The sequence below is a fragment of the Kytococcus sp. Marseille-QA3725 genome (assembly GCF_054950055.1).
Genome location: NZ_JBUCLA010000002.1, coordinates 564,396 through 588,465, shown reverse-complemented (window position 1 = coordinate 588,465; position 24,070 = coordinate 564,396). Strand labels below are relative to the sequence as shown.

General features: G+C 71.3%; 23 protein-coding genes and 2 pseudogenes. 10 read left to right on the top strand and 15 right to left on the bottom strand.

Going from position 1 to position 24,070, the window contains the following annotated elements:
* Positions 1 to 64: 64 nt before the first annotated feature.
* From ACY8FT_RS10875 to ACY8FT_RS10855, 5 genes are all read right to left on the bottom strand, one after another.
* The gene (locus ACY8FT_RS10875; RefSeq protein ID WP_462418905.1) at positions 65 to 949 is read right to left on the bottom strand and encodes a fructosamine kinase family protein; all 885 of its coding nucleotides are present in this window, start codon (positions 947 to 949) and stop codon (positions 65 to 67) included.
* On the bottom strand, positions 946 to 1,455 hold the full coding sequence (locus ACY8FT_RS10870; protein WP_462418904.1) for a low molecular weight protein-tyrosine-phosphatase: 510 nt from the start codon (positions 1,453 to 1,455) through the stop codon (positions 946 to 948). Before ACY8FT_RS10870 ends, ACY8FT_RS10875 begins: the two co-directional genes overlap by 4 nt.
* Positions 1,456 to 1,590: 135 nt before the next feature.
* Positions 1,591 to 2,280 carry a CE1759 family FMN reductase gene (locus tag ACY8FT_RS10865; protein ID WP_462418903.1) on the bottom strand — a complete coding sequence of 230 codons (690 nt, stop codon included), beginning with the start codon at positions 2,278 to 2,280 and terminating at the stop codon, positions 1,591 to 1,593.
* The gene (locus tag ACY8FT_RS10860) at positions 2,277 to 3,449 is read right to left on the bottom strand and encodes a CE1758 family FMN-dependent luciferase-like monooxygenase (protein WP_462418902.1); all 1,173 of its coding nucleotides are present in this window, start codon (positions 3,447 to 3,449) and stop codon (positions 2,277 to 2,279) included. Before ACY8FT_RS10860 ends, ACY8FT_RS10865 begins: the two co-directional genes overlap by 4 nt.
* 144 nt (positions 3,450 to 3,593) lie before the next feature.
* Positions 3,594 to 4,607, bottom strand: a complete 1,014-nt coding sequence (locus ACY8FT_RS10855) for a M50 family metallopeptidase (protein WP_462418901.1) — start codon at positions 4,605 to 4,607, stop codon at positions 3,594 to 3,596.
* A 395-nt stretch (positions 4,608 to 5,002) separates the two neighbouring features.
* Between ACY8FT_RS10855 and kynA the strand changes: the two genes are divergently transcribed.
* Positions 5,003 to 5,848, top strand: a complete 846-nt coding sequence (kynA, locus tag ACY8FT_RS10850) for a tryptophan 2,3-dioxygenase (RefSeq protein ID WP_462418900.1) — start codon at positions 5,003 to 5,005, stop codon at positions 5,846 to 5,848.
* A gap of 181 nt (positions 5,849 to 6,029) precedes the next feature.
* On the opposite strand, the pseudogene ACY8FT_RS10845 reads toward kynA, so the two are convergent.
* Positions 6,030 to 7,293 (bottom strand): annotated as a pseudogene (locus ACY8FT_RS10845) (IS3 family transposase).
* 133 nt (positions 7,294 to 7,426) lie between these two features.
* Positions 7,427 to 8,230: pseudogene (locus tag ACY8FT_RS10840) on the bottom strand (LysR family transcriptional regulator); the annotation flags it as partial.
* A 58-nt stretch (positions 8,231 to 8,288) separates the two neighbouring features.
* On the opposite strand from ACY8FT_RS10840, the gene ACY8FT_RS10835 reads away from it, so the two are divergent.
* The 7 genes from ACY8FT_RS10835 to ACY8FT_RS10805 all read left to right on the top strand — a co-directional run bounded on the left by ACY8FT_RS10835 (position 8,289) and on the right by ACY8FT_RS10805 (position 13,721).
* Positions 8,289 to 9,188, top strand: a complete 900-nt coding sequence (locus tag ACY8FT_RS10835; RefSeq protein WP_031943896.1) for an EamA family transporter — start codon at positions 8,289 to 8,291, stop codon at positions 9,186 to 9,188.
* The gene (locus ACY8FT_RS10830) at positions 9,185 to 9,838 is read left to right on the top strand and encodes an NAD(P)-dependent oxidoreductase (protein WP_088817998.1); all 654 of its coding nucleotides are present in this window, start codon (positions 9,185 to 9,187) and stop codon (positions 9,836 to 9,838) included. The genes ACY8FT_RS10835 and ACY8FT_RS10830 overlap by 4 nt, the downstream gene beginning before the upstream one ends.
* Before the next feature lie 86 nt (positions 9,839 to 9,924).
* Positions 9,925 to 10,911, top strand: a complete 987-nt coding sequence (locus ACY8FT_RS10825; protein ID WP_462418899.1) for an IS481 family transposase — start codon at positions 9,925 to 9,927, stop codon at positions 10,909 to 10,911.
* A 94-nt stretch (positions 10,912 to 11,005) separates the two neighbouring features.
* Positions 11,006 to 11,572, top strand: coding sequence for a hypothetical protein (locus ACY8FT_RS10820; RefSeq protein WP_088818000.1), 567 nt, complete (start codon positions 11,006 to 11,008; stop codon positions 11,570 to 11,572).
* A gap of 103 nt (positions 11,573 to 11,675) precedes the next feature.
* The gene (locus tag ACY8FT_RS10815; RefSeq protein ID WP_088818001.1) at positions 11,676 to 11,957 is read left to right on the top strand and encodes an antitoxin; all 282 of its coding nucleotides are present in this window, start codon (positions 11,676 to 11,678) and stop codon (positions 11,955 to 11,957) included.
* Positions 11,954 to 12,373 (top strand): type II toxin-antitoxin system VapC family toxin, encoded by a 420-nt coding sequence (locus tag ACY8FT_RS10810; RefSeq protein ID WP_234994284.1) that lies wholly within the window; start codon positions 11,954 to 11,956, stop codon positions 12,371 to 12,373. Before ACY8FT_RS10815 ends, ACY8FT_RS10810 begins: the two co-directional genes overlap by 4 nt.
* A gap of 67 nt (positions 12,374 to 12,440) precedes the next feature.
* A complete protein-coding gene (locus ACY8FT_RS10805) occupies positions 12,441 to 13,721 on the top strand; it encodes a kynureninase (protein ID WP_462418898.1) in 1,281 nt (426 codons plus the stop codon).
* Between the two features lie 9 nt (positions 13,722 to 13,730).
* Here the strand turns inward: ACY8FT_RS10805 and ACY8FT_RS10800 are convergent, their stop codons facing one another.
* From ACY8FT_RS10800 to ACY8FT_RS10770, 7 genes are all read right to left on the bottom strand, one after another.
* Positions 13,731 to 14,939: a type II toxin-antitoxin system HipA family toxin gene (locus ACY8FT_RS10800; protein WP_462418897.1), complete on the bottom strand. Its 1,209-nt coding sequence runs from the start codon at positions 14,937 to 14,939 to the stop codon at positions 13,731 to 13,733.
* The gene (locus ACY8FT_RS10795) at positions 14,936 to 15,244 is read right to left on the bottom strand and encodes a helix-turn-helix domain-containing protein (RefSeq protein ID WP_462418896.1); all 309 of its coding nucleotides are present in this window, start codon (positions 15,242 to 15,244) and stop codon (positions 14,936 to 14,938) included. Before ACY8FT_RS10795 ends, ACY8FT_RS10800 begins: the two co-directional genes overlap by 4 nt.
* Before the next feature lie 99 nt (positions 15,245 to 15,343).
* Positions 15,344 to 15,814 carry a hypothetical protein gene (locus tag ACY8FT_RS10790; protein WP_462418895.1) on the bottom strand — a complete coding sequence of 157 codons (471 nt, stop codon included), beginning with the start codon at positions 15,812 to 15,814 and terminating at the stop codon, positions 15,344 to 15,346.
* Positions 15,814 to 16,629 carry an alpha/beta hydrolase family protein gene (locus tag ACY8FT_RS10785; protein WP_462418894.1) on the bottom strand — a complete coding sequence of 272 codons (816 nt, stop codon included), beginning with the start codon at positions 16,627 to 16,629 and terminating at the stop codon, positions 15,814 to 15,816. Before ACY8FT_RS10785 ends, ACY8FT_RS10790 begins: the two co-directional genes overlap by 1 nt.
* Positions 16,630 to 16,696: 67 nt before the next feature.
* A complete protein-coding gene (locus ACY8FT_RS10780; protein ID WP_462418893.1) occupies positions 16,697 to 17,968 on the bottom strand; it encodes an NAD(P)/FAD-dependent oxidoreductase in 1,272 nt (423 codons plus the stop codon).
* A 97-nt stretch (positions 17,969 to 18,065) separates the two neighbouring features.
* Complete coding sequence (locus ACY8FT_RS10775) at positions 18,066 to 19,019, bottom strand: GNAT family N-acetyltransferase (RefSeq protein WP_462418892.1); 954 nt, start codon at positions 19,017 to 19,019, stop codon at positions 18,066 to 18,068.
* A gap of 160 nt (positions 19,020 to 19,179) precedes the next feature.
* Complete coding sequence (locus tag ACY8FT_RS10770) at positions 19,180 to 19,851, bottom strand: TetR/AcrR family transcriptional regulator (RefSeq protein WP_462418891.1); 672 nt, start codon at positions 19,849 to 19,851, stop codon at positions 19,180 to 19,182.
* Between the two features lie 75 nt (positions 19,852 to 19,926).
* Here ACY8FT_RS10770 and ACY8FT_RS10765 point away from each other — a divergent pair, with 75 nt between their 5' ends.
* Together ACY8FT_RS10765 and ACY8FT_RS10760 are read left to right on the top strand one after the other, a co-directional pair.
* Positions 19,927 to 20,727 carry a VOC family protein gene (locus ACY8FT_RS10765; RefSeq protein ID WP_462418890.1) on the top strand — a complete coding sequence of 267 codons (801 nt, stop codon included), beginning with the start codon at positions 19,927 to 19,929 and terminating at the stop codon, positions 20,725 to 20,727.
* Positions 20,728 to 21,151: 424 nt separating this feature from the next.
* A complete protein-coding gene (locus ACY8FT_RS10760) occupies positions 21,152 to 21,571 on the top strand; it encodes a hypothetical protein (protein ID WP_462418889.1) in 420 nt (139 codons plus the stop codon).
* Positions 21,572 to 21,644: 73 nt separating this feature from the next.
* On the opposite strand, the gene ACY8FT_RS10755 is transcribed toward ACY8FT_RS10760, so the two are convergent.
* Positions 21,645 to 24,008 carry an ATP-binding cassette domain-containing protein gene (locus ACY8FT_RS10755; RefSeq protein WP_462418888.1) on the bottom strand — a complete coding sequence of 788 codons (2,364 nt, stop codon included), beginning with the start codon at positions 24,006 to 24,008 and terminating at the stop codon, positions 21,645 to 21,647.
* Between the last annotated feature and the right edge of the window lie 62 nt (positions 24,009 to 24,070).

Sequence of the window (24,070 nt, the reverse complement as noted above, 5' to 3'; positions counted from 1 at the left end):
CCCACCCTTCGCCGCGTTGGCCCGCATCTGTCCGCGTCAGGTTCCCCCGGGGACCCTGCGGCGATCACCTCACGGCGCGGCGGAGCACCGTCATCGCCTGCGACCCGTAGCCGCCACCGAAGAGGATGGCGTGCACCAGCAGCGGCACCAGCTGGTGGGTGCCGATCCGCTCCCGCCACCCGTCGGTCGGCGGGAAGGCCTCGCAGTACGCCGCGAGCTCCCGCTCGGTGAAGCCGCCGAAGAGCTGCATCATGGCCAGGTCCTGCTCGCGGTGGCCGTACTGCGCCGAGGGGTCGATGAGCCACGAGCACCCCGCGTCGTCGACCATCCGGTTGCCGGCCCAGAGGTCCCCGTGCACGAGGGTGGGCGGCTCGGCGGGCCCGAGCGCGTCCGCCGTCAGCCGCTCGGCCAGGTCGATACCGGCGGGGTCCAGCGCCCCGGCGCCGGCGGCCTGGCGAGCCAGCGGCACGACGCGCTTCTCGATGAGCGACTCCGCCCAGGTGTCGCAGGGCGTGAGGTCGATGTCGCACGCGCCCAGCCAACCGACCGGGTGGCCGTCGATCGCGCCGTAGCCGCTGATCCCCTCCACCGTGACGCCGTCCGTGGAACCGCCCGGGCGCGCGGAATCACGCACGGTGGCAACCCCTTCTCCGCCTCCGTCTGATGCCGGCCGCGTCGTCCGGTGCAGCGCGGCGAGCTCGCGGCCGAACTGCTCCTCCTGTGCCGGCGTGCGCGATGCCGCGGGCCCGGGGACGAGCTGCGTCACCAGCCGGGTGGGCGCGGTCTCCAGCACCTCCGGCACCCGCGCCCCGGCACCGCGCAGTGCCCGCAGGCCGACCGCTTCGAACTCCAGCAGCCGGTGCGGCGGGTCGTCGTGGCGCTTGACGAACACCCGCTGCCCGTCGCGCTCCTCGATGCCGGTCGTCCCGGTGCTCGGGGTGCCGCTCATGCGCGTGGGGCCTCCCGGTCGAGCACCTCGTCCACCCGGTCGGCCTCGATCGCCTCGACCAGCCCGCGGACGGCGGGTTCGATCTGGTCGTACATCTCGGCGAAGGCCGGGGCGTCCTGGCCGTACGGGTCGGGCACGGCTCGCGCGCCCTCGTCCGCGGCACCGGAGGCGAAGGCGCCCAGCATCACGACCTTGCGCGGGTCGTCGTCGACCGGCACGAGGGAGCGGACGTCGTCGAGGTTCGACTCGTCCATCACGACCACGAGGTCGGCGGCGCCGACGTCCTCGGGGTGCAGCTGGCGCCCCACCGTCCCGAAGGAGTAGCCACGCCGCTCCCCCTCGGCGCTGCTCAGGTGGTACGGCGGGTCACCCACGTGCCAGCCGCCGGTGCCCGCCGAGGTGACCTCCACGTCCTCGATGCCGGCCTCCGCGAGCTCGTGCAGCAGCACGGCCTCGGCGGCGGGCGAGCGGCAGATGTTCCCCAGGCAGACGACCTCGATGCGCATGGCTCCACCCTCGCACGGGGCACCCCTCCCCGATTTGGTCCCCTGATGACTGCGAGTTGCCGGGAAACGCGGCGTGTCGCGACGAGGTGGACCACATCAGGGGACCAAATCGGAGAAAGGGCCGCGGCGGAGGGCCTACTGGCCCAGGCCGCGCATCATCTCCTCGAAGGGGGTGACCTCCTGCTCCACCGCGGTGCCGGCCGTGCGACGGGGCGACGTGCCGCCCGCGCCACGCCCGGCCGCCGCCTCCTCCGGCGAGGCCCCGAGACCAGCGACCGTGCCGCCCTCGGCCACCACCAAGGCCGCGAGCTCGGCAGCGGCCCGCGTCACGCGCCCGGCCAGCCCGTCGCCGCCCTGCCCGCCGAGGTCCTCCGTCGCCGCGAAGACACCGGTGGGCACCACGACGGCCCGCAGGTAGGTGAACAGCGGCCGCATCGCGAAGTCGAGCACCAGCGAGTGCCGCGGGGTACCGGCCGTGGCGCCGATGAGCACCGGCATGCCGTTGAGCGCGTCGGTGCCCAGCGCGTCGAAGAACATCTTGAACAGCCCGCTGTAGCTGGCCGAGAAGACGGGGGTCACGGCCACCAGGGCGTCGGCGGAGGAGACCTGCTCCTGCGCCGTGGTCAGCCACGCCGGCGGCACCCCGGTGGTGAACACGGCGGCCAGGTCGGTTGCCAGGTCGCGCAGCTCCACGAACTCCACGGCGGCCTCCTCGCCCCGCGCGCTCACCTGCGTGCACACCGCGTCGGCGATGCGGTCGGCGAGCAGGCGCGTGGAGCTCGGCTGCGAGAGGCCGGCGGTCACGACGACGATGCGACGGGTCACTGCGACACCTCCTGGTCCGTGGTCGGGCCGTCGGACGCGACCGGGGCGCGCCCGGGCTGGACCTGCAGGTGGGGCAGGTCGGTCTCTCCGGCCTCGACGCGGGCGCGCAGGCTCGCGTGGGTGGGCGGGTCGCTGGGCACGTGCGCCGGGCGACGGGCCTCGAACTCGCGGCGCAGCACCGGCACGACCTCGCGGCCCAGGATCTCGAGCTGCTCCATCACGGTGTCGAAGGGCAGCCCGGCGTGGTCGACGAGGAACATCTGGCGCTGGTAGTCGCCCACGGCGTCGGCGTAGGAGAGGTAGCGCTCGATGACCTGCTCGGGCGTGCCCACGGTCAGCGGCGTGGCAGCGGTGAACTCCTCCAGGCTCGGGCCGTGGCCGTACACCGGGGCCACGTCGAAGTAGGGGCGGAAGACGCGCTTGGCCTCGACCTCGGTCTCGGCCATGAACACCTGACCGCCCAGCCCGACGATCGCCTGGTCGGCGGCGCCGTGGCCGTAGTGCTCGAAGCGGCGGCGGTACAGGTTCACCATCTGCTGGGTGTGCTCGATGTTCCAGAAGATGTGGTTGTGGAAGAAGCCATCGCCGTAGAACGCGGCCTGCTCGGCGATCTCAGGACTACGGATGGACCCGTGCCAGACGAACGGCGCGATGCCGTCCAGCGGGCGGGGCGTGGCGGTGAAGCCGCGCAGCGGGGTGCGGAAACGGCCCTGCCAGTCGACGACGTCCTCGCGCCACAGGCGGCGCAGCAGCTGGTAGTTCTCCAGCGCCAGCGGGATGCCCTCGCGGATGTCCTGACCGAACCACGGATAGACCGGGCCGGTGTTGCCGCGGCCCATGATCAGGTCGATGCGGCCGCCGGCCAGGTGCTGGGCGTAGGCGTAGTCCTCGGCCAGGCGCACCGGGTCGTTGGTGGTGATGAGGGTGGTGGCCGTCGAGAGCTGGATGCGCTCGGTGGTCGCCGCCAGGTGGGCCATGAGCACGGCGGGGTTGGCCGGCGCCGCGAACGGCGGGTTGTGGTGCTCGCCGGTGGCGAAGACGTCGAACCCGAGCTCCTCGGCCTTCTGCGCCAGGGCCACGGTGTTCGTGATCTTCTCGTGCTCCGCGGGCGTGCGGCCGGTGGTCGGGTCGGTGGTGAGGTCACCGATCGTGAAGATGCCGAACTGCATGGTTCCTCCTGGGTCCGCAGCGGGAGTTCGTGACACATCAACAACGGGGGCCTGTGCGTTGTTCCCAGTCGAGGCACCCCGGCACGTTGGCGCATGACCACCGACTGGCGGGAAGGATCCTCCGTACGGGGCAGCGGCGAGCGGTCAGCGGGGGCCGGTCCACCACAGCGCCAGGCCGAGGCAGGCCAGGCACGCCAGCCCGAAGAACCCCACCCACACCCCTCCCGGGATACCGGTGAGCCCGGCCAGCTGCTCGGCGTCGTCGGTGCCCCGTCGCCCTCGACGCCGGGCCCGCGAGCGCCCCTCCTGCAGCGAGAGCACCGCCCGCGGCGCGGCCAGCAGCAACCCCCACACGGTCACGTGCGCCGCAGCGGTGACGAGCCACCCCGGCGCCCACCACGAGAGCGCCCCGACCACCCCACCGATGCCGACCACCGTGAGCACTCCGTACCCGTTGCGGACCAGCAGCAGCATCGCCACGCAGAGCGCCACCAGCGCCCACAGCCAGGCCGCGGCGTACCCCGCCCCGAGCACCGCGGCGCCGGCCAGCCCGAGCAGCGCCGGCGCCGGGTAGCCCGCCGCCAGGGTGGCCACCATGCCGGGCCCGCGCGGGCGGCCGCGGGAGACGGTCACCCCCGAGGTGTCGCGGTGCAGGGTGATGCCGGAGAGCCGGCGCCCCACCGACAGCGCCACCAGGGCGTGCGCCGCCTCGTGCACCACGGTCACCAGGTGGCGCACCACGTGGTGGCCGGCCGGGCTCCAGGTGACGGCCAGCGCCAGGCCCACCAGGGCCAGGGAGGCCACCGGGTGCAGCGGCGGCTGGGTGGCGGTCACCCGGGCCCAGAGCGCGTCGATCACCCCCGCAGGGTGCCACGGGCCCGCGCCAGGCACGGCAGGCAGGCGAGCATCGTGACGGCGAGCCACGGCCACACCCCGCCAGCCCCCGAGCGCCAGCCCGGCGGCCACCACCGAGTGGCCCAGTGCCACGAGGACCGTGCAGGCCACCGCCACCCAGGCGGCCCCGGCGAGGAAGAGCACCGCCTGGGCGAAGGCGACCGAGTCCAGGCCGAAGCGGTCGTGGTACCAGACGGCGGCGTAGGCCAGCTGCCCCATGAACACGGTGGTGCGCAGGGCGGAGACGCCCAGCAGCGGCAGCACGCCCGGGATGCCGTGCTGAGCAGAACACTGGCGATCCTCATGGATCCCTCCTCGCCCGCCCTGGAACCGACGGCTCCTCGGAGGGAGGGCCTGATGCGATCTTGGCCATGGCCGACCGCGCAAAGTCCATCGTCCCGCCAGTTCCCCGACCTAATCCTCAACCGCGCTCCTCGTCTGCGCGCCGTACAGCAGGCACACTGCGTCGCGACCAGCCCAGTGGCGCAGGGCCAGGTGCTAGGTGGCGGACGCGATGCGGGCACGCGCCGCCGCACCCTCGGGAACGTCCTGGAGACCACCGGACCGCCTTCCCCGCCCGGGGCGCCTGCCGGCCGGGCTAGGGTGACCGCGCCCACACGGCATCGGACCCGCGGTGCCGGCACCCAGCAGGAGGACCCGTGGAGAACACGCGCGACGTCGAGGCCGGCATCCACACCGACTTCCGCGAGGACATGAGCTACGGCTCCTACCTGAACCTCGACCGGCTGCTCTCCGCCCAGCACCCGGTGAGCCAGCCGCCGCACCACGACGAGATGCTGTTCATCATCCAGCACCAGACCTCCGAGCTGTGGCTGAAGCTGGTGCTGCACGAGATCCGTTCGGCGATGGAGCTGCTGGCCGCCGACGAGATGCGCATGTCGCTCAAGCGGATCGCCCGGGTGAAGCACATCCAGAAGACGCTCACCGAGCAGTGGAGCGTGCTGGCGACCCTGACCCCCAGCGAGTACGTGGAGTTCCGCGACTCCCTGGGCCACTCCAGCGGTTTCCAGTCCTGGCAGTACCGGGCCGTGGAGTTCGCCCTGGGCAACAAGAACGCCGCGATGCTGCCGGTGCACGAGGCCGACCCCGCGGCCCACGCGCTGCTCACCGAGCTGCTCGAGGCACCCAGCCTCTACGACGAGTTCATCCGCTGCCTGCACCGCCGCGGCATCGAGATGCCTACCCGCGTGCTGGAGCGCGACGTGACCGTGGCCCACGAGGAGGACCCGGAGCTCACCGCCGTCTTCACCCGCATCTACGAGAACGCCGGCGAGCACTGGGACATCTACGAGGCCTGCGAGGAGCTGGTGGACCTGGAGGAGAACTTCCAGGTCTGGCGCTTCCGCCACCTGCGCACCGTGCAGCGCGTCATCGGCATGAAGACCGGCACCGGCGGCTCCTCGGGCGTGGGCTTCCTGCAGCGCGCCCTGGACCTGACCTTCTTCCCCGAGCTGTTCAGCGTGCGGACGCAGATCGGGGCGTAGCTGTACTGACCGGAGACGTTGATCGATGGGACCGGCATCAGCCGACCATGTGCAGGGCGATTGATTCCTTGACCTGTTCGATGAACGCCCGAGACGCGGGGCTCGGATTGAAAGAGCCCCACGCGACGTACTCGGCCTGAACTGTCCCCCTGAAGTTGGACTGGTTTGAGCGTACGGGGTCTCACGCGGCAGCGAGGGTCTGGTTCCGGTACTGCACCGGGGCCAGGCCCTCGTTGCTGCTGTGGGGGCGGTCGTGGTTGAACCAGGCCAGGTAGTCCCGCAGGGCCGTCGTGAGCTGGGTGGGTGTGGTGAAGGACGTGTCGCAGTACAACTCGTCCTTGAGGTGACCGAAGAAGCTCTCGATGACGGCGTTGTCCAGGCAGTTGCCCTTGCGGGACATCGACGCGGTCGCACCGACCCGTGCGAGTAATTCCTGCCAGGTGGCGTGCTGGTACTGGAATCCCTGGTCGGAGTGCACGATCGGGTGCTGGCCCGGTTCCAAGGTGGTCAGGGCCTGCTGCAGGGAGGAGTTCGTCAGCGTCAGGGTCGGGGAAGGGCCGATGGTGGCGCCGATGACCTGTCGGTCGAACAGGTCCATCACCGCTGAGAGGAACACCTTGTCCGGGCCGATGTGGAACTCGGTGACGTCGGTGACCCACTTCTGGTTCGGCCCGGTGACGGTGAAGTCACGGTCCAGCACGTTGGGCGCGGTGCGACTGGTGGTACCCCGGTAGGACCGGAACCGGCGCCTGCGGATCGGGCAGCGCAGATCGAGCTCGCGCATCAGCTTCCACACCGTCTTGCGGGAAACGACCCACCCGTCGGCGCGTAGTTGCGCCCAGACCCGGCGGTGCCCGAAACGCTTGCGACTGGCCGTGAACACCTCGGTGATCGCGGTCTTCAGCTCGGCCTGCGGGTCCGGCTCCAAGAGGCGTGCCTGGTGGTAGAAGAACGTCGAGCGCGCCAGACCGGCCGCGGCCAGCAGGTCACCCAGACGGTGCTGCGCCTTGAGGGAAACGACGGCCTTCACCTTGGCCGACGTTGCTGCTCCATCAAGGCCTGCAATTTTCCCAGGTAGGCGTTCTGCGCCCGCAAGCGCTGGTTCTCCCGGCGCAACGCCTCGAGCTCCGAGACCGGCTCCGAAGGCCTGGCCGGGCGGCCCCTGGGTCTGGGGCGCAGCCCGTCAGGCCCCTCGGCTTTCAGGACTCTGGCCCAGGTCGCGATCAGGGGCGGTGAGGGCACCCCGAACTCGCCGGCCAGTGCCACCTTGGATTCACCGGCCAGGTAGCGCTGGGCGGCCTCAAGCTTGACCTCGAACGGGTAGGACTTCTTCGGTGGCTCCACCAACGCTCCTCGGCCTGACAGTTTCCAGCGTCGGTAGAGACTTCGCACCGCCCAGCGGCTCTTGCCCAGCCGCGTGGCCACGGCGCGAGAGCCCCAACCAGACTCGAAGAACTCTACGGCCGTCAACCGCTCCTGCGATGACAACGAACTCTTGGCCTCCATCACGAACTCCCCGGGAGTCGGAACTGATTTCTCAGTCCAACTCCCGGGGAGCAGTTCAGCCCGGCAGGGGCCATCGGCCACGGGAACTGCTCGCAGCGCTGGGTTAGCCGGCACACATTCGACGGGCAGCAGGCAGACGCCCAACCCGCGTTCGACGAGGGCGAGCATGAACTCGGTCGACATCGCCTCGAAGCCCACGCGGCGCTGAAGGCCTGCGGCAGCGAATGCCCGATCGCCTTGGAGTCTGCCTGGTGACCCGGCCGGGAAGTCGATGAACGTCTCGTCGACCAAGTCAGCCAGGGCCAGGGTGCCCGTGTGCGCTAGCCGGTGCTGTGACGCCATGACGGCGACGAGACGCCCTCGGGCGATCTCGTGCGCGGTGAGTCCGGACGCTGGGGCGACGTCGGCGTCCACGCCGAGAAAGGCCACGTCGAGTCTCCCGCTGCCGAGGTCGCGCATGAACTCATTGCTTCCCCCGCCCCGCACGGTGAGGTCCACGTGGGGGTGGCTGGCGTGGAAGGCCGCGATGATGTCGGGCACGCTGACGGCTGTGACCGTCGGGATGACACCTACCGATAGGCTTCCGCGGACCTGGCCCACGGCCTCGGCAGCGACCGCCACGGCACGGTCGGCGGCTGCGAGGCTGGCGCGTGCTTCCGTGAGGAAGGCTTCGCCGGCGGGGGTCAGCTCCACCCGACGGGATGAGCGCACGAACAGTGCCGTGCCGAGTTCCTGTTCGAGGGCCTTGATCTGGTGGCTCAGTGCTGATTGCACGACGAAGCAGCGTTCTGCTGCTCGCGTGAAGTTGCGCTCCTCGGCGATCGCCACGACGTACCTGAGCTGTTGGAGTTCCACTAAACCATGATTGCAGGTCATTGTTTGGGTGAGAACAATGTGTTGGACTCACCGCTGGTGGGCGACTGACGATGGATCGGTGAACACTTCTTCCCATGGGGCCCGCAGTTCGTTGCTGTGGACCTGTCTGACGGCGCTGGCCCCCGCTACGTGGGGGACGACGTACATCGTGACCACCCACCTCCTCCCAGCCGGACACCCCTTGTTCGCCGCGTTCATGAGGACGCTGCCGGCAGGGATCATCGCGGTGGGCCTGTCGAGGCAGCTGCCGCGCGGCTCGTGGTGGTGGAAGAGCTTCGTGTTGGGCGGTCTGAACATGGCCGCGTTCTTCCCCCTGTTGTTCTTGTCCGCGCAGCGTCTTCCGGGCGGGGTCGCGGCCACGCTGGGTGCGGTGCAGCCCATCATCGTTGCCCTGCTGGCCGTGGCTGTCCTCCACGAGCAACTCTCCGGCTGGCGCCTGGGATGGGGTGTCGTGGGTGTCGTGGGGGTGGCTCTCGTGGTCCTTGGGCCGAGCGCCGCCCTGGACCCGGTGGGTGTGGCTGCAGGACTCGGTGGCGCAGGGGCCATGGCCACGGGCGTGGTCCTGACCAAGAAGTGGAAGCTCCCCCAAGGTGTCTCGCCCATCGCATTGGCCGGTTGGCAGCTGACGGCCGCCGGCCTTCTGCTGGCGATCCCGGCGCTGCTGGTGGAGGGGCCACCGGCAGTGATTTCCGGTCGTGGCTGGCTTGGGTACGCCTGGCTCGGCCTGGTCGGGGCACTGGTCTCTTACAGCCTCTGGTTCACCGGCATCCGACGCCTGCCCGTCACGTCCACAGCCCTCCTGGGACTTCTCTCGCCGTTGGTCGCCGCCCTGCTCGGCGCCCTGATCGCGCACGAACACCTCGGAGCCGAGCAGTACCTCGGCTTCGCGATCGCCCTGGCCGCCATGGTCTGTGGCCAGCTCCCCGCACCCACCCATCGTCGAAAGGACAATTCATGAACATCACGGTTCTCGGAGCCACCGGCATGGCCGGCGCAGCGATCGCGCAGGAGGCCACACGCCGCGGCCACCACGTCACTGCCGTATCGCGGAACCCACAGGAGACCAACGACCCGCGTACCACCGTCACTCGTCTCGATCTGACAGACCTCGAGGCACCCCTGCAGCCCGTCCTGAACGACGCAGACGCCGTCGTGCTCGCCGTGCGCATGGCCCCCGGCGACGAAAGCCGTGTGGCTCCGCTGACCAGCCGTGTCCTCGACCACGCCGCCGTCGCGGGGGTCCGGGTCCTGGTCGTGGGAGGAGCAGCGCCCTTGCGCTCACCTCACGATCGAGAGTTGCTCGTCCTGGACGACCCCGCCTTCGTGCCGACCCAGTGGCGTGACGTCGCGTCGGCCAGCCTCGACCAGTTCAACGCGTGCACCGAACATCCGAACCAGAACTGGATCTACCTGAGTCCGTCGGCAGTCTTCGAGCCCGGACAGGGAACCGGCGCCTATCGCCGTGGCGGTGACACGCTCCTCATCAACCACGATGGCACGTCGCGGATCACCCCTGCGGACCTGGCCCTAGCGGTGCTCGACGAGCTCGAGCAGCCCAGCGCCGTACATCACTTCACCGCCATCGAGCTGGCAAAGGGTCTGGCCTAGAGCCAGCGGTCCACAGAGGAATCCACGCTAACAACCGTGAGGGGGTCGAGCTATCGGCCCCCTCCGTCTATTCCAAGGGGACGCTCTTGCTCCACGCCAACGCAGCACTGACCCCGCGCCACCGCTTGATCGTCGGCCAGCTCGTGGTCGACCAGGGCTGGCCGATCAGCGAGGTCGCGGCCCGGTTCCAGGTTTCCTGGCCCACTGTGAAGCGCTGGGCCGACCGCTACCGCGCCGGCCAGTCCATGCAGGACCGCTCCTCAAGGCCCCGCCGGTCACCGAACAAGACCAGCCAGGCCACGACGAAACGTTGCATCCAACTTCGCCTGCGCCTCCGCGAGGGCCCGGTCCAGCTCGCATGCCGGCTCGGCATCGCGCCATCGACGGCCCACCGGATCCTGGCCGACGTGCACCTGAACCGGCTGTCGCACGTCGATCGCGCCACCGGAGAGCCCGTCCGTCACTACGAGCACGACCACCCCGGTGCGATGATCCACGTCGATGTGAAGAAGCTCGGCAACATCCCCGACGGCGGAGGCTGGCGCTACGTCGGTCGACAACAAGGCGACCGCAACCGCGCTACCACACCTGACAGGCCCAGGAACAAGCACCGGGACCCGTTGATGGGCAAGGCCTACGTCCACACCGTCATCGACGACCACTCCCGCGTCGCCTACGCCGAGATCCACGACGACGAAACCGCCCTTACCGCCACCGCTGTCCTGGTCCGGGCGGTCGAGTGGTTCAATGCGCGCGGTGTCACGGTCGAGCGGGTCCTGTCCGACAACGGTGGCGCTTACCGGTCGCACATGTGGCGAGACACCTGCGCAGAGCTCGGCATCAAGCACAAGCGCACCAGGCCCTATCGGCCGCAGACCAACGGCAAGATCGAGCGCTTCCACCGCACTCTGGCCGACGGCTGGGCCTACGCCCGCTGCTACACCAGCGAGACCGAACGTCGCGGAGAACTCGACGGCTGGCTGCACTACTACAACCACCACCGGCCCCACACCGCTTGCGGGAACCAGCCGCCCTTCTCACGCTTGACCAACGTACCCGGTCAGTACACCTAGCACTCCAAGGCGCTGGACGCACCCCCCAGGGTGGAGGCACAGAGCCTCAGCGACGTGTGATCGTTGAATCACGCATCCACTCGGAGGGGAAGCCATGTTCACGCGATTCTCAGCACTGGTGATGGTGGGAGCGGCTCTCACCGTGGCCGGCTGCGACAACGATGCCGAGGACCAGCCGACATCGAGCGACAGCACCACGAGCGCGACATCGCCCAGCCCGTCAGAGCAGGCCGCCAGGTCGACCGACGGTCCGAGCGAGAGCGATCTCCTGGCGCCGACCGCGGAGGGTGGCGTCCTGTACCACGAGCTGCCGGACGAGGCCCCCGACGTCCGGATGAGCGGGACCTTCGACTACCGCGACGGGTGCCTGACCAGCGTCGACCCCGACACCGACGAGCGCTACCCGGTCTCGATCCCGGTGGGCTCCACGGTCGATGCCGACGGCGTCACCCTGCCGGACGGGACCTCCATCGCCCTGGGCGAGCCCTTCCACAGCGGCGGCTGGGAGGAGCGCGACGGCGGCTCCGACGAGGGCCCTGCCGTGGCCGACATGGGAACCCTTGACCAGGCCGAGGACTACGTGAAGAAGTGCGACATCGACCCGACGACGATCGACCGCTTCCTCTGGGTCCACGGCGAGCTGAGCCCGGCCACCGACTGAGGGAGCGCGCGGCGAGGTCGCAACCAGCGGCGCCGCAGCCCACCATCCACAGGGTGGGTCCGGGCGAGCCGAACCTACACATGGGCATGTGTAGGTTGGGTGCATGAGCACCTTGGAGCATCGGATGCAGCTGCTGCTCGACGAGCGGCGCATCACCCTGCTGCGCCAGCGAGCGGCCGAGCGGGGGGTGTCGGTCTCGACCGTGGTGCGCGACGCCATCGACGTCGCCCTCGAGGAAGACGCCGCGGTGCGACGGGCCGAGGCTGCGGCACGCTTCCTCGAGCTGACGGCCAAGGCCACGCCGATCACCGACGAACCCGAGGACATCAGCCGCCTCCACGAGGACATGGATGCCGAGCTCATCGCCAAGCTGGAGCGTCTGTGACGACCCGCCACCTCCTGGACTCCTCCACCCTGTTGTACGCCGTGGGCGAGGAGCACCCTCTGCGAGAGCCCTGCCACCGGTGGCTGACCGCCGCCACCGAGGGGATCGTGCAGCTCGAGGCCAGCGTGGAGGCCGGCCAGGAGTTCCTGTTCCACCGCATGCGGCGGGTGGGACGCGCGCAGGCGGCCCTCGAGTTCGAGGCTCTGGACGGGTTCCTGGTCTGGCACGCGTTCGACGCCCAGGTGCTGCGTCGCTCAGCCGAGCTCACGGTGCGCTGCCCCATCGGTGGCCGCGATGCCGTGCACGCCGCCACCGCGCTCGAGGCGGGGTTCAGCGAGATCGTCTCGGCCGACCGTGACTTCGAGAGTGTTCCCGGCCTGACGCTGCGGCACCCGACCGACCTGCCCGGGGCCTGACCTGCCGGCCGGGCCGGCGGGCACCTAGCCTGAGGCCCACCCGCCGCCCACCCGCCCTGGAGATGCCATGACCTCGCTGACCACCCCCGATGCCGTGCGCGCCCGCGCCGCGGAGCTCGACGCCGCCGACCCGCTGGCCGGGTACCGCGAGCGCTTCGTCCCGATGGGCGAGGGGCAGGGCGCCGAGGCCGGCGAGGTGTTCGCCTATCTCGACGGCAACTCCCTCGGGCGGCCGCTGAAGGCCGCCGGCGAGGCGCTGCAGGACATCGTGGCCGGCGCGTGGGGAACCCGGCTGATCCGCTCCTGGGACGAGCAGTGGATGGAGCTGCCGCTGCGTCTCGGCGACCGCGTCGGTGAGGTGGCACTCGGCGCCGCCGCCGGCCAGGTGGTGGTGGCCGACTCGACGACGGTGATGCTCTACAAGCTGCTCCGCGCCGGACTGGACGCCGCCCGCACCGCCGACCCCGCCCGGCGCCAGATCGTGGTGGACACCGAGAACTTCCCCACCGACCGGTACGTCGCCGAGGGGATCGCCGCCGAGTGCGAGGCCGAGCTGGTGTGGATCGAGCCCGACCCGGCCACCGGCGTCACCGTCGAGCAGGTCCGCGAGGCCGTGGGGCCGACCACCGCGGTGGTGCTGCTGAGCCACGTGGCCTACAAGTCCGCGTGGATCGCCGACCTGCCGGAGATCACCCGCATCGTGCACGAGGCCGGGGCCCTGGTGCTCTGGGACCTGTGCCACTCGGCCGGCGTGGTGCCGGTGGAGCTCGACGCCCACGAGGTCGACCTGGCCGTCGGGTGCACCTACAAATACCTCAACGGCGGGCCGGGGGCGCCGGCCTTCGGGTACGTGGCCGCCCGCCACCAGGGCACGATGCGCCAGCCGATCCAGGGGTGGATGGGCCACGCCGTGCCCTTCGTCATGGGCCCCGGCTACGAGCCGTCCCCGGGCATGCGGCGGTTCATCTCCGGCACGCCGCCGATCCTGGGCATGGTGCCGCTGGGCGAGATGGTGGAGCTGCTCGCCGAGGCCGGGCTGCCCGCTGTGACCACCAAGGCCGGGCAGCTCACGGACTTCGTGGTGGAGGTGGCCGAGGGGCTGCTCGCCCGCCACGGGGTGCGGGTCGACTCCCCCACCGACCCGGCTCGACGCGGCGGGCACGTCACCCTCGGGCACCCCTCCTCCCGGGAGCTCACCGCCCGCCTGTGGGAGGCCGGCGTCATCCCCGACTTCCGCGAGCCGGACGGCATCCGCATCGGGATGTCCCCGCTGAGCACCTCCTTCGCCGAGGTCGCCGAGGGACTGCTCGTCCTCGACAGGCTGCTGGAGGGCGCCGAGCAAGGCTGAGGGTCGGCCTCAGGCGGCGTCGTCGAAGGCCGGCTCCATCCGGCGGATCTCCCCCTCGGAGAGGCCAGCTGCACGGGCCAGGTCACGCCACCCGCTGACTGCTTCTCGCACCTCGGCCAGGACCTCGCCAGCCCGAGTGTCGGTGAGGCGGAAGAACTCCGCATGACGCAGCGCCGCGTCCAGGCGATCCGCCTCCCCCGGGCTCTCGACGTCGGTCGCGAAGTCACCTGCCATCGGCACGGGGTTCAGGTCGAAGGCCGGCGAGAGCCGCCACCCGCTGGGTTCCCGGAGGAAGCCGTGATTCCGCAGGTGGTCGTCCCGGTTGTTGATCAACGCACCCAGGACGATCCGGCGCCACAGCTCTTCCAGGTCGGCCGTGGCGCACGGAGAGGCCTCCTCGACCACCTCGGCGATGTCGAGATAGGAGCCGCGGTCGCCGTCCGCGAGCTCCAGCATCGTCATCGCACTGACATAGCCGACGCGCTGCTCGGATCGACGGTCGAAGCGCTCGACGACGAGGACGTCACGACCGGACACCGGGACCAGCCGGTTCGGGGGCACTCGGATGCCCGCCCGCTCGGCCAGGCCCAGCGCCACGTGCTCCCACGCCATGACATTCCAGTCGTCGACTGCGGCTGCGGGGAACTTGGCGAGGCCGATCGCTCCGCCGGGCAACCGGACGTGGGCCTTGGGTCGCGCTCCCCCGAGGGAGGACCCTGCCCCCACCAGCCGACGCAGCTCGGCCAGGCCCGCCTCGTCAGCTCCCACCCGGTCGGCTGCCACCAGCAGGTCCCCCAGATCCGCGAGCACGGGCACTCCGTCCTGAGCCGTGGCCCGGAAGGAGCCCGGGTCGTCCTGCGGAAGGCGATAGCGCAGGGCGCCCTGGCGGAGGTCGTCCCGCACGCCCAGCAGGAAGTCCAGCTCACTCGGCTGACGCGGGGCCCCGCCAGCAGCGCGCGCCTCCTCGGCCAGCGTCCGCTGCACCAGAGTGCGGCCCCACCGGTCCGGGCTGCTGTCCGCCATGGCCCCGAAGAGCGGCCTCACCGAGTGAAAGGGGTGAGCGTCCAGGGGCAGCGACGGGTCGAGGGGATAGGCCTCCGGATGGGCGAGGTACTCGGCGGAGTACGTGAAGGTACAGCTCTCAGCACTCCGCCCCCGGTGGCTGAACAGCGTGCCGACCCGGATGTCCGGGTCGAGCCAGACCTCCACCGCACTCATCGTCGCCGTCCCCCTGCGGCGGTTCCGTCGAGCAGCTCGACCGCCCGCATGCGCCCCACGTCCGAGGCCAAGGGGTCCACGGACTCGGCCAGGGAATCCATGACTCCCAAGGCACGCGCAACCCGCAGGACGTGCTCGAGCGACGCCCCCTGACCGGCCTCGATGCGCTTGACCGTGCTCAGCGAGACACCGGCGCGGTCGGCCACCACCTCGCGCGAGAGGCCCTGGAGACGACGCCACCGGTGAAGGTCCTCCCCCATCGAGCGCATCGCTCTGACAACGGGGCGGGGGGTCGCGGTCGACATGTCCCCACTCTAGCGGGAGTGGTCAGATGTGAGCCACTATCGAATGAAATGGCCCAGATCTGACCATCCACGGGCTTCCAGTGCCCAACTCCCGAGTCCTCACCCCCGGCCGGCATGGGTGCCGTTCTCGCGCACCCATTCCAGGTCCTGCCACTCGGAGGTCGGTTCGCCGTCGCGCAGCGGTCCCTCGGCCGGGACGTCGCCCGACACGCTCCAGAAGAACCCGTCCACGGTCCCGGAACTGACCCCCTCGCCACAGACGTCCGCGTGCTCCTGCGGAGCCGCACACCATTGGGCGAGGCCTGACGGGCTCCGATTGAGCGTCATCACGAAGTGGGTGACCCCGTTCTCCTCCACCTGTGAGGCCCAGGAGACGAAGGCATCGTCCGGGACCTCTGCGGGCACGAGCACCGGCCCCTCCGCCTCAGCCTCCGCGAGCGCAGCCGGCAGGTTGATGGGCTTCGGGTCGTCCGGGGCGATGCACGCAGCCAGGAGAATGATTCCGGGCAACGCCACGAGCGCCTGGACGAGGCGCCGCCCGGCGCCCCTGACCGGCCTGCGGGGAGACATCACGACCGGTGCAGGTCCTGCCAGAGGCTCCCGTGGGCCTGGAGCATCGCGGTGTGGACGTGGTGCCAGTGGGGCGAGGCCGGGTCCACCAGGTCGGCGTGGTGTGCCCCGGGCACGATGCGGTGCAGCGCCGGGTGGTCGGCCGAGTAGGCCGCGGGCACCGTGGCGTCCTGCTGCCCGTGGAGGAGCCGCGCATGCGGCGTGCCACGCCCGGTCCAGCCGCCCTGCGGGTCCAGCTCGGCGTACAGCTCCGGCAGGTCCTCGGGCCCCCCGCCCATCCAGTCGGTGACCGCGCCCTTCCCCAGCTGCTCGGCGTGACCGCGCGGCAGGTCGGTGACCCCGGCCAGCGACACCACCGGCACCGCGGGCCGGTCGGACTGCATCGCCCGGAGCAGGGCGAGCGTGCCACCAGCGGAGTGGCCGACCCAGATCGGGCGCGCGGGCCCGTCGTACCAGCCAGCCGCGGCCAGGAGGTCGTCCACGGCGAGCAGGTCCGTCAGGCTGACGCGCGGGTCGCCGAGCACGCGGCGGTACTCCGGCAGCGCCACCCGGTGGCCGTGCTTCCCCAGCACCACCGCCGCGGCCCGCAGGTGCGTGCGGTCGATGGTCGGCCGCCAGAACCCGCCGTGCACGAGCACCACCGGCGTGGCGTGGGGCTCGTCGCCGAAGGTCTCCACCACCAAGGGATCGCCACTGGGGCCGGGCTGCCCCGTGGCGGCGGTGCCGATGTCCACGCCCGGTGCGGGCGCCTCGGCTACCAAGCGGGCGATGACCTCGTCCTCGCGGGCGGCGATCTCCTCGGTGTTCTGACTCATGCCCGGCACGCTAGCGGGGACGGGCCCGCCGGGGCGGGTGACCGGCCGCCCGCCCCGGCGACGCCCCTCAGGCCGCCCGGTCGCCGCCGCGCGAGGTGGGGCGGCGACGGAAGTGGGTGAACCGGTCCGGCGACATCGCCGGGTCGCTGAGCGCCGAGGGGTCACCCGTCAGGCCGCGCAGCACCCACTCGGCGGTGATGGGGGCCAGCATCATCCCCCACATGCCGTGGCCCGCCGCGACAACGAGGCCCTCCACGTGGCGGCTGGCGCCGATGACCGGCATGCCGTCGCTCGTGCAGGGGCGGTCGCCGGCCCAGGTGTCGATCGGGTCGTCCCAGGCGAAGTCCGGCATGGCCTCCTGGGCCACCTCCCGCACCGACTCGAGCCGGTCGGCCTTGGACCGTCCGGGCTGCGCGGAGAGGTCGAGGGTGCCGGCCGCCCGCATCCGGTCCGCCAGCGGGGTGAGCACCACCTTGAGCTCCTTGAGCATGACCGGGTACGGGGGCGTGCTCGGCCCGTGCGGCACGTCGACGACGTAGCCGGTGGCGGGCTTCAGCGGCATCCGCAGCCCGAGCTGCTCGCACAGCGCGCCCGTGCCGAGGCCCGCGGCGAGGACCAGCTGGCGCGGCTGGCAGCGGGTGCCGTCGGAGAGGGTCACCTCGGCGACGCGCCCGCCCTCCTCCCGGACCTGCTCGACCCGGGTGCCCCACTGGACGGTCACCCCGTGGGCCTGCGCGGCCTCGACCATGGCCGTCACGTACTGCAGCGTGTTGCAGGTGGCGTCCTCCTCGTGGAACACGCCGCCCTGCACCCCGTGCAGGCCGGGGAAGACCTCGGCGACCTGCTCGGCGTCCATGCGGGTGTCCTCGGGCAGGTCGTCACGGGCCTTCTCCCAGCCCTCGGGGGTCGTCCAGGCGTCCAGCGAACCGGTCCGCACGACGCCGGTCTCCACGCCCTGCTCGGGGTAGGCGAGGTGCAGGGCCAGGCTGTACCGGGCCATCGCCTGCAGCCGCTCGGTCATGAGCGCCGCTCGACCAGGCCGGGCCGAGGCCACGAAGGAGGCCAGCCAGGGCACCAGCGAGGGGTGCGGGGAGAGCCGGAAGGGGCTCTTCGGGGCGAAGAGGTAACGCAGCCCCAGCCGGACGTTCTCCAGGGTCGCCAGGGGCTCCACGTAGTTCGGGGTGAGCAACCCGGCGTTGGCATACGAGCAGCCACCGCCCGGACCCTCCCCGGAGTCGACGAGCCGCACGCTCAGGCCCGCCCGCCCCAGCTCGTAGGCGATGGTGGCCCCCACTGCCCCCGCGCCGACCACCACGATCTCGTCCGTGTGCTCACCCACGGCGTCCTCCTCCCACTCGCAGCCGCCCCTCGGTCGAGGGGATCGTCCCTCGACGCTATCCCTCCCGCACTGGGTCGGCGAATCGTCCTCGGGCCGCTCAGCCGTGGGCCCGGAGCACCGGCAGCACGTGCTCAGCCAGCAGCGGGGCCAGGAGGCGACCACCCGCCGCCGCGACCGGGGTCTCGGCGCCGCCGATGCCCTCGGCCGGGGCGATCCAGCACATCTCCGCGATCTCGGCGGCCGGGACCGGGTCGCCCGTCAGCGGGGCGAGGAAGACGGTGCTCTCCAACGCGGTGTCGGGCTCATTGGCCGCGCGTCCCGAGTAGCGGCCGAGCAGCTCCATCGCCGCGGGGTCAACGGTGAGGCCGACCTCTTCGGCGAGCTCCCGGGCACCCGCGGCAGCAGCGTCCTCCCCTGGCTCGGGCTTGCCGCCGGGGAGCATGAAGCGCTCGGTGCCGCGCTTGCGGACGGTCAGGACGCGGCCGGTGTCGTCGCGGACGACGAGGCCGGTGACGACGATCGGCAGCTCCCACGGGTCGGAGGTGGCCAGGACGGTGCGGGCCAGCTCGGCATCGGTGGGCGGCAGCTCGCGGACGAGGTGCAGGCCGGCCTTCTCGGCCACTTGCCGCGAGGCCGGGTTGTTCACCGAGGCCACCGCCACCACGGGGGTGTCCGGGTGGGTCGCGCGAGCCCAGTCCACGACGGCGCGAGCCGCCTCGGTGGCGCATCCGGCTCCCTGGGCCTCGGGCGAGAAGCGGTAGTACAGGTTGAGCACGAGGCGCTGGCCCAGGTGCGTCCAGCGCAGGCCGCAGAAGCCGATGACCTCACCCTCGGGGCGGGCCCCGTCGCGCCGGCGGACCGCGGCGTAACCGAAGCCGTGGGCCTGCCAGTGGGCCCGCCAGGCGGCCAGGTCACGCTCGGCCTCGGCGCGGTCGGTCATCACGAGGTCGGGGCGGTGCTCCCAGGTGCGCGGGTCGGCGTGGATCGCGAAGAGCGGGTCGAGGTCCCGCTGCTCGAGGCGTGCCAGGACGAGGCGCTCGGTCTCCCACATGGGCGTGAGGCTAACGGGGGCGTCGGCGGCCCGGGCCCTACGCCAGATCCACGGTGTTCGTTCAGGATCACCGTTCACTCACGGTGATCCTGAACGAACACCGTGGACCTGCCGGGGAAGCGGTGGGCCGGTGGGGAGGGCCGTGGGCCCGGCCCACCCCTCAGCCCGGCGGGAGGGTGACGCCGCGGACCGCGGCGGTCACCGTGCGGGCAGCGAGGAGGTCGAGCACCTCCGGCGGGAAGCCGCGGAAGGGCCCCTGGACCGCGAGCATCGAGAACCCGTGGACGGCCGACCAGCACGGCGCCTCGGCGCCCTCCCGGAGCGCAGCGGGCAGGGCACCCTCGGCCTGCATCCGGTCGAGCGCGTCCTCCAGGTGCTGGTACGGCGTGAGCCCGGACGGACCGGCGGAGCGGGGGTCGCGCGCCAGGTCGAGGTGCTCGGGCTCCAGGAAGGCCGCCCGGAACATGCCCGGCTCGGACCGCGCGTAGTCGATATAGGCCAACCCGACGGCAGTGAGGTGCGCGGCCCCGGCGGCACCCTCCGGGAGCTCAGCGCGACGGGCGTCCATGCAGGCCGCGGAGGCGGCCTGGGCGCGGAAGGTCACCTGCTGGACAAGCTCGTCGCGACTGGCGAAGTGGCGGTAGGCGGCGCTCGGGGTGACGCCCGCCGCCCGCGCCAGGCCCCGCATCGAGATGGCCTCTGGCCCCTGCTCGCGAATGGCAGCCTCCGCAGCGTCAACGAGCGCGGCGCGCAGGTCGCCGTGGTGGTAGCCCTCACGGGTGGCCGGGTTCTCGCGGGGTGCGTCGGCGGGATCGATCGGGGGGGTTGGCACGGGCCTCCTTGATGTGTACGGTGAACACATCCTACATGTGGACACCGTCCACATTCCTCTGAAGGGACCTGCACCATGACTGCACGCACCAGCACCCAGCGACCCGGAACGCCCATCTGGCGGGACTTCTGGACCACCGACCCCGACGGCACGGCCGCGTTCTTCCGTGCACTGTTCGCGCGAGAGGTCGAGCCCGGGCTGATCGCCGTGGACATCCCCGCCGGTGACCCAGATCTGGGCGGATACACCACGGCCCAGATCGACGGGCGCCATGTGTTCGGCATCGGGCCCGCGATGCCGTGCGGTGTCGACGTGTCCGCGGTCTTCCTGGCCACCGACGATGCCGACGGCACGCACGCGAAGGCCCTGGAGCTGGGGGCGACCGAGGAGATCGCGCCCACCACGGTGCCGGACCATGGACGGTTCTCCGCCGTGGTGGACCCGGCCGGTGCGCTGGTGGCCTTCCACGAGAGCCGCGGGATGCTGGGCTACGGCGCGGTCGACGAGCTGGGCTTCCCCTGCTGGCAGGACCTGCTGACCCCGGACGTGGCGGCCGCCGAGGCGTTCTACGGCGAGCTGTTCGGGTTCACCTTCGACCACCAGATGGCGCCCTACTCGGTGGCGCAGCTGGGTCAGGACGGGATCTTCGGCATCGGCCCGCTGGAGGCCGGCGAGGAGGCGCTGTGGGTGCAGTACACGCTGGTTCCGCAGCTCGACCCGGTGCTGGCGAAGGCGAAGGAGCTGGGCGCCAGCCAGGTGGGTGAGGTGATGGAGCTCGGGTTCGGTCGCTCGGCGCACCTGACCACGCCCGCCGGTGCGGCGTTCGGGCTGTTCGAGGGCTCGGAGGAGATGCGCGAGCAGGCCGAGCAGGGCTGAGCCATGCGCATGCTCTTCGCCCACGGCGCCGGCGGGTACGACGAGGTGAAAGGCCGGGCGCTGGGCGTGCCTGCGCTGCGTCGCCGCCGCGCGCTTCCGCCCGGACGTCCACAACGAACGCCGACTGCGTGAGCACCTCGGTGGGTCCCCGACCGAGACGCTGGACCGCTTCCGGCAGGTGATCGACGCCACCGTCGCCCCCACGGGTGATCTCGGAGCCTGGCTGGGTGAGGTGGTGGTGCACTCCCAGGACATCCGCCACCCCACTTGCCCCCCTCGCGTGGCTCTATGCTGCGCTGACTGGGGCCCACTCATACGACACTCCTGCGCCTCACGGCGACCCTCACCCTCCCCAGCAACATCAGGTGGAGCAAACGTCGCGATGGGCGCTCCACCCCGAGGATCGACATGAAGGATGGTGCGCATGAGCCGCAAGACCGGTGTGAGAGATCTGTTGGCGCTGGGGGTCGTGACGACAGCGGTCCTGGCAGGGTGCTCGCAGGACGACTGCCAGGCCGGGAGGGAGACCCCCACGGAGGTGGTCTCCGCGCTGCTGACCGAGACGGGGCCCGAGGCCACGGTGGAGTCGGTCTGTGAGTACTCCGGCGAGGGGTTCGAGTCCAAGACCAGCGACTGGTTGAACGCCGTGCGGGAGCAGGCGGGGGGCGCTGAGGCGGCCTCCGGTCTCACGGTCCGCGAGCTGACCGGGGAGCAGATGGCCCGCAACCACCAGGTGCAGGTCAGCACCGCCGACGGCCCCGTCGCGACGGTGACCGTGTGGGACGTCAGCGAGGACGGCGACCGTTACGTCGTGCAGCCCCACGACGAGGACATCCCCCGCTGAGCGGCGACCCCATCGACCGACGAGGCCCGGCCCCCACCAGGGAGACCGGGCCTCGGTGGCCACGGTCACCGCATCAGGCCGTGGCGGCCTTCAGCGCGCGACCGGTGGCGGTGTCGGCCTGCGTGAGCTCGGCGGGGGTGCCAGTGAAGACCACCTGCCCACCCTCGTGGCCGGCACCCGGCCCCACGTCGATGACGTGGTCGGCCTGGCTCACCACGTCGAGGTTGTGCTCGATGGCGATGACCGTCGAGCCCCCCTCGACGAGGCGCTGCAGCACCGCCACGAGGTTCGCCGTGTCCGCCATGTGCAGCCCGGCGCTGGGCTCGTCGAGCACGAAGATCTCGGAGTCCTTCATCTGGGCGGCGAGCTTGAGGCGCTGGCGCTCCCCGCCGGACAGCGTCGGCAGCGGCTGCCCGAGGCGCACGTAGCCCAGGCCCACGTCGAGCATCCGCGCCAGCAGGGTCTTGGCCTTGCCCGTCGTGAAGATCTCGGCAGCCTGGGCCACCGAGAGGCCGAAGACGTCCGCGATGCTCAGCCCCTCGTAGGTGTGCACGAGCACGTCCTCCCGGAAGCGGCGCCCACCGCAGACCTCGCACGGGGTCGGGGCGGCATTCTGCAGGGCCACCTCCGGGTAGATGACGCCCGCACCGTTGCACTCGGGGCAGCCTCCCTCGGAGTTGGGGCTGAACAGGGCCGGCTTCACGTCGTTGGCCTTGGCGAACAGCGTGCGGATCGGATCGAGCAGGCCGGTGTACGTGGCCGGGTTGGACCGGCGCGAGCCCTTGATCGGCGACTGGTCGATGACCAGCACGTCGTCCCGCTTCCCGAGGCTGCCGTGGATGAGCGAGCTCTTGCCCGATCCCGCCACCCCGGTGACCGCCACGAGCACGCCGGTCGGCACGTCGACGTCCACGCCCTTGAGGTTGTTCGTGCTCGCCCCGCGGATCTCCAGCGCGCCGGTGGGCTCGCGGAGCTCGTCGCGCAGCTCGGGGCGGTGCGCCAGGTGCTCGGCGGTGACGGTCCCCGCATCGGCCAGCCCCTCGAACGGACCGGCGTAGACCACCTCGCCGCCGGCGGTGCCCGAGCCGGGTCCGATGTCGATGATGTGGTCGGCGGCGGTGATGACCGCGGGCTTGTGCTCGACGACGAGCACGGTGTTGCCCGCATCGCGCAAGGAGCGCAGGAGCCCCACCATCTGCTCGATGTCGTGCGGGTGCAGGCCGACGGTCGGCTCGTCGAAGACGTAGCTGATGTCAGTCAGGGACGACCCGAGGTGCCGCACCATCTTGATGCGCTGCGCCTCGCCGCCGGACAGGGTGGCCGAGGTGCGATCCAGGGACAGGTAGCCGAGACCGATCTCGGTCATCGCGTCGAGCATGCTGCCGAGCTTCGTCAGGGTCGGCTTGAGGCCGGGCTCGTCCAAACCCTTGACCCACTGCGCCAGCTCGTCCACCTGCATCGAGGTGGCCTCCGGCAGCGTCTTGCCGTCCACGGTCGCAGTGCGTGCGGCCTTGTTCAGGCGGGTGCCGTGGCACTCCGGACAGGGGGCGGTGGTGGAGATCTTGTCGCGGTAGGCCTTGATGTGGGCCTGCTTGGGCTCGCGGTCACCGAACCAGGTGCGGCGGATGCGGACGATCAACCCCTCGTAGGTCATGTTGATGTCGCCGATCTTCACCTTGGTGGCGTCCTGGAACATGAGCCAGTCCCACTCCTTCGCGGAGTAGTCGGCCACCCTCTTGGCCGGGTCCAGGCCGCCGGACTCGGCGTAGTTGCGCCATCCCCACGAGTCGACCGGGTAACCGGGGACGAGGATCGCGCCGTCGTTCAGCGAGAGGTCGCGGTCGACGATGAGGTCCTCGTCGAGGCTCGCGACGATCCCCATCCCCTCGCACTCGGGACACATCCCGCCGATGACCTCGAACGTGGCCTTCTCGCCCTTCCTCGCCTCACCCTTGGCGTTCTTCTTGTCCACCTTCAGGATTCCCGACCCGGAGGCGGAGGCCACGTTGAAGCTGAAGGCCTGGGCGCCGCCCACGTGCGGCTCGGAGAGGTGGCTCCAGACGATGCGGAGCATGGCCGCGGCATCGGTGGCGGTGCCGACGGTGGAGCGGGAGTTGGCACCGATGCGCTCCTGGTCGACGATGACGGCGGCCGACAGGTTCTCCAGCGAGTCGACGTCTGGCCGCGGATTGGCGGGCATGAACTGCTGCACGAAGGACGGGTAGGTCTCGTCGATGAGGCGGCGGGACTCGGCCGCCAGGGTGCCGAACACGAGGGAGGACTTGCCGGAGCCCGAGAGCCCCGTGACGGCGGTGAAGCGCCGCTTTGGGATGTCGACGTCGACGTCCTTCAGGTTGTTCACGCGCGCCCCGCGGACGCGGATGGTGTCGTGGCGGTCGGCGGTGTGGGGGTCTGCGGCGATCTGCTCCGGGCTCACAGGGGTGAGCGTAGGGCGAGGCGGGGACAACCTCGGTGGAGTCTTGCGGGAGAGGCCCTTTG

Excerpts from the sequence above, each read along its gene's own strand:
- ACY8FT_RS10815 (WP_088818001.1), top strand. The coding sequence starts at position 11,676 with ATGAGCACCTTGGAGCATCGGATGCAGCTGCTGCTCGACGAGCGGCGC.
- ACY8FT_RS10860 (WP_462418902.1), bottom strand. The coding sequence starts at position 3,449 with ATGCAGTTCGGCATCTTCACGATCGGTGACCTCACCACCGACCCGACC.
- ACY8FT_RS10800 (WP_462418897.1), bottom strand. The coding sequence starts at position 14,939 with ATGAGTGCGGTGGAGGTCTGGCTCGACCCGGACATCCGGGTCGGCACG.
- ACY8FT_RS10805 (WP_462418898.1), top strand. The coding sequence starts at position 12,441 with ATGACCTCGCTGACCACCCCCGATGCCGTGCGCGCCCGCGCCGCGGAG.
- ACY8FT_RS10820 (WP_088818000.1), top strand. The coding sequence starts at position 11,006 with ATGTTCACGCGATTCTCAGCACTGGTGATGGTGGGAGCGGCTCTCACC.
- ACY8FT_RS10775 (WP_462418892.1), bottom strand. The coding sequence starts at position 19,019 with ATGTGGGAGACCGAGCGCCTCGTCCTGGCACGCCTCGAGCAGCGGGAC.
- ACY8FT_RS10795 (WP_462418896.1), bottom strand. The coding sequence starts at position 15,244 with ATGTCGACCGCGACCCCCCGCCCCGTTGTCAGAGCGATGCGCTCGATG.
- ACY8FT_RS10790 (WP_462418895.1), bottom strand. The coding sequence starts at position 15,814 with ATGTCTCCCCGCAGGCCGGTCAGGGGCGCCGGGCGGCGCCTCGTCCAG.
- ACY8FT_RS10875 (WP_462418905.1), bottom strand. The coding sequence starts at position 949 with ATGAGCGGCACCCCGAGCACCGGGACGACCGGCATCGAGGAGCGCGAC.
- ACY8FT_RS10830 (WP_088817998.1), top strand. The coding sequence starts at position 9,185 with ATGAACATCACGGTTCTCGGAGCCACCGGCATGGCCGGCGCAGCGATC.
- ACY8FT_RS10785 (WP_462418894.1), bottom strand. The coding sequence starts at position 16,629 with ATGAGTCAGAACACCGAGGAGATCGCCGCCCGCGAGGACGAGGTCATC.
- ACY8FT_RS10765 (WP_462418890.1), top strand. The coding sequence starts at position 19,927 with ATGACTGCACGCACCAGCACCCAGCGACCCGGAACGCCCATCTGGCGG.
- ACY8FT_RS10870 (WP_462418904.1), bottom strand. The coding sequence starts at position 1,455 with ATGCGCATCGAGGTCGTCTGCCTGGGGAACATCTGCCGCTCGCCCGCC.
- ACY8FT_RS10760 (WP_462418889.1), top strand. The coding sequence starts at position 21,152 with ATGAGCCGCAAGACCGGTGTGAGAGATCTGTTGGCGCTGGGGGTCGTG.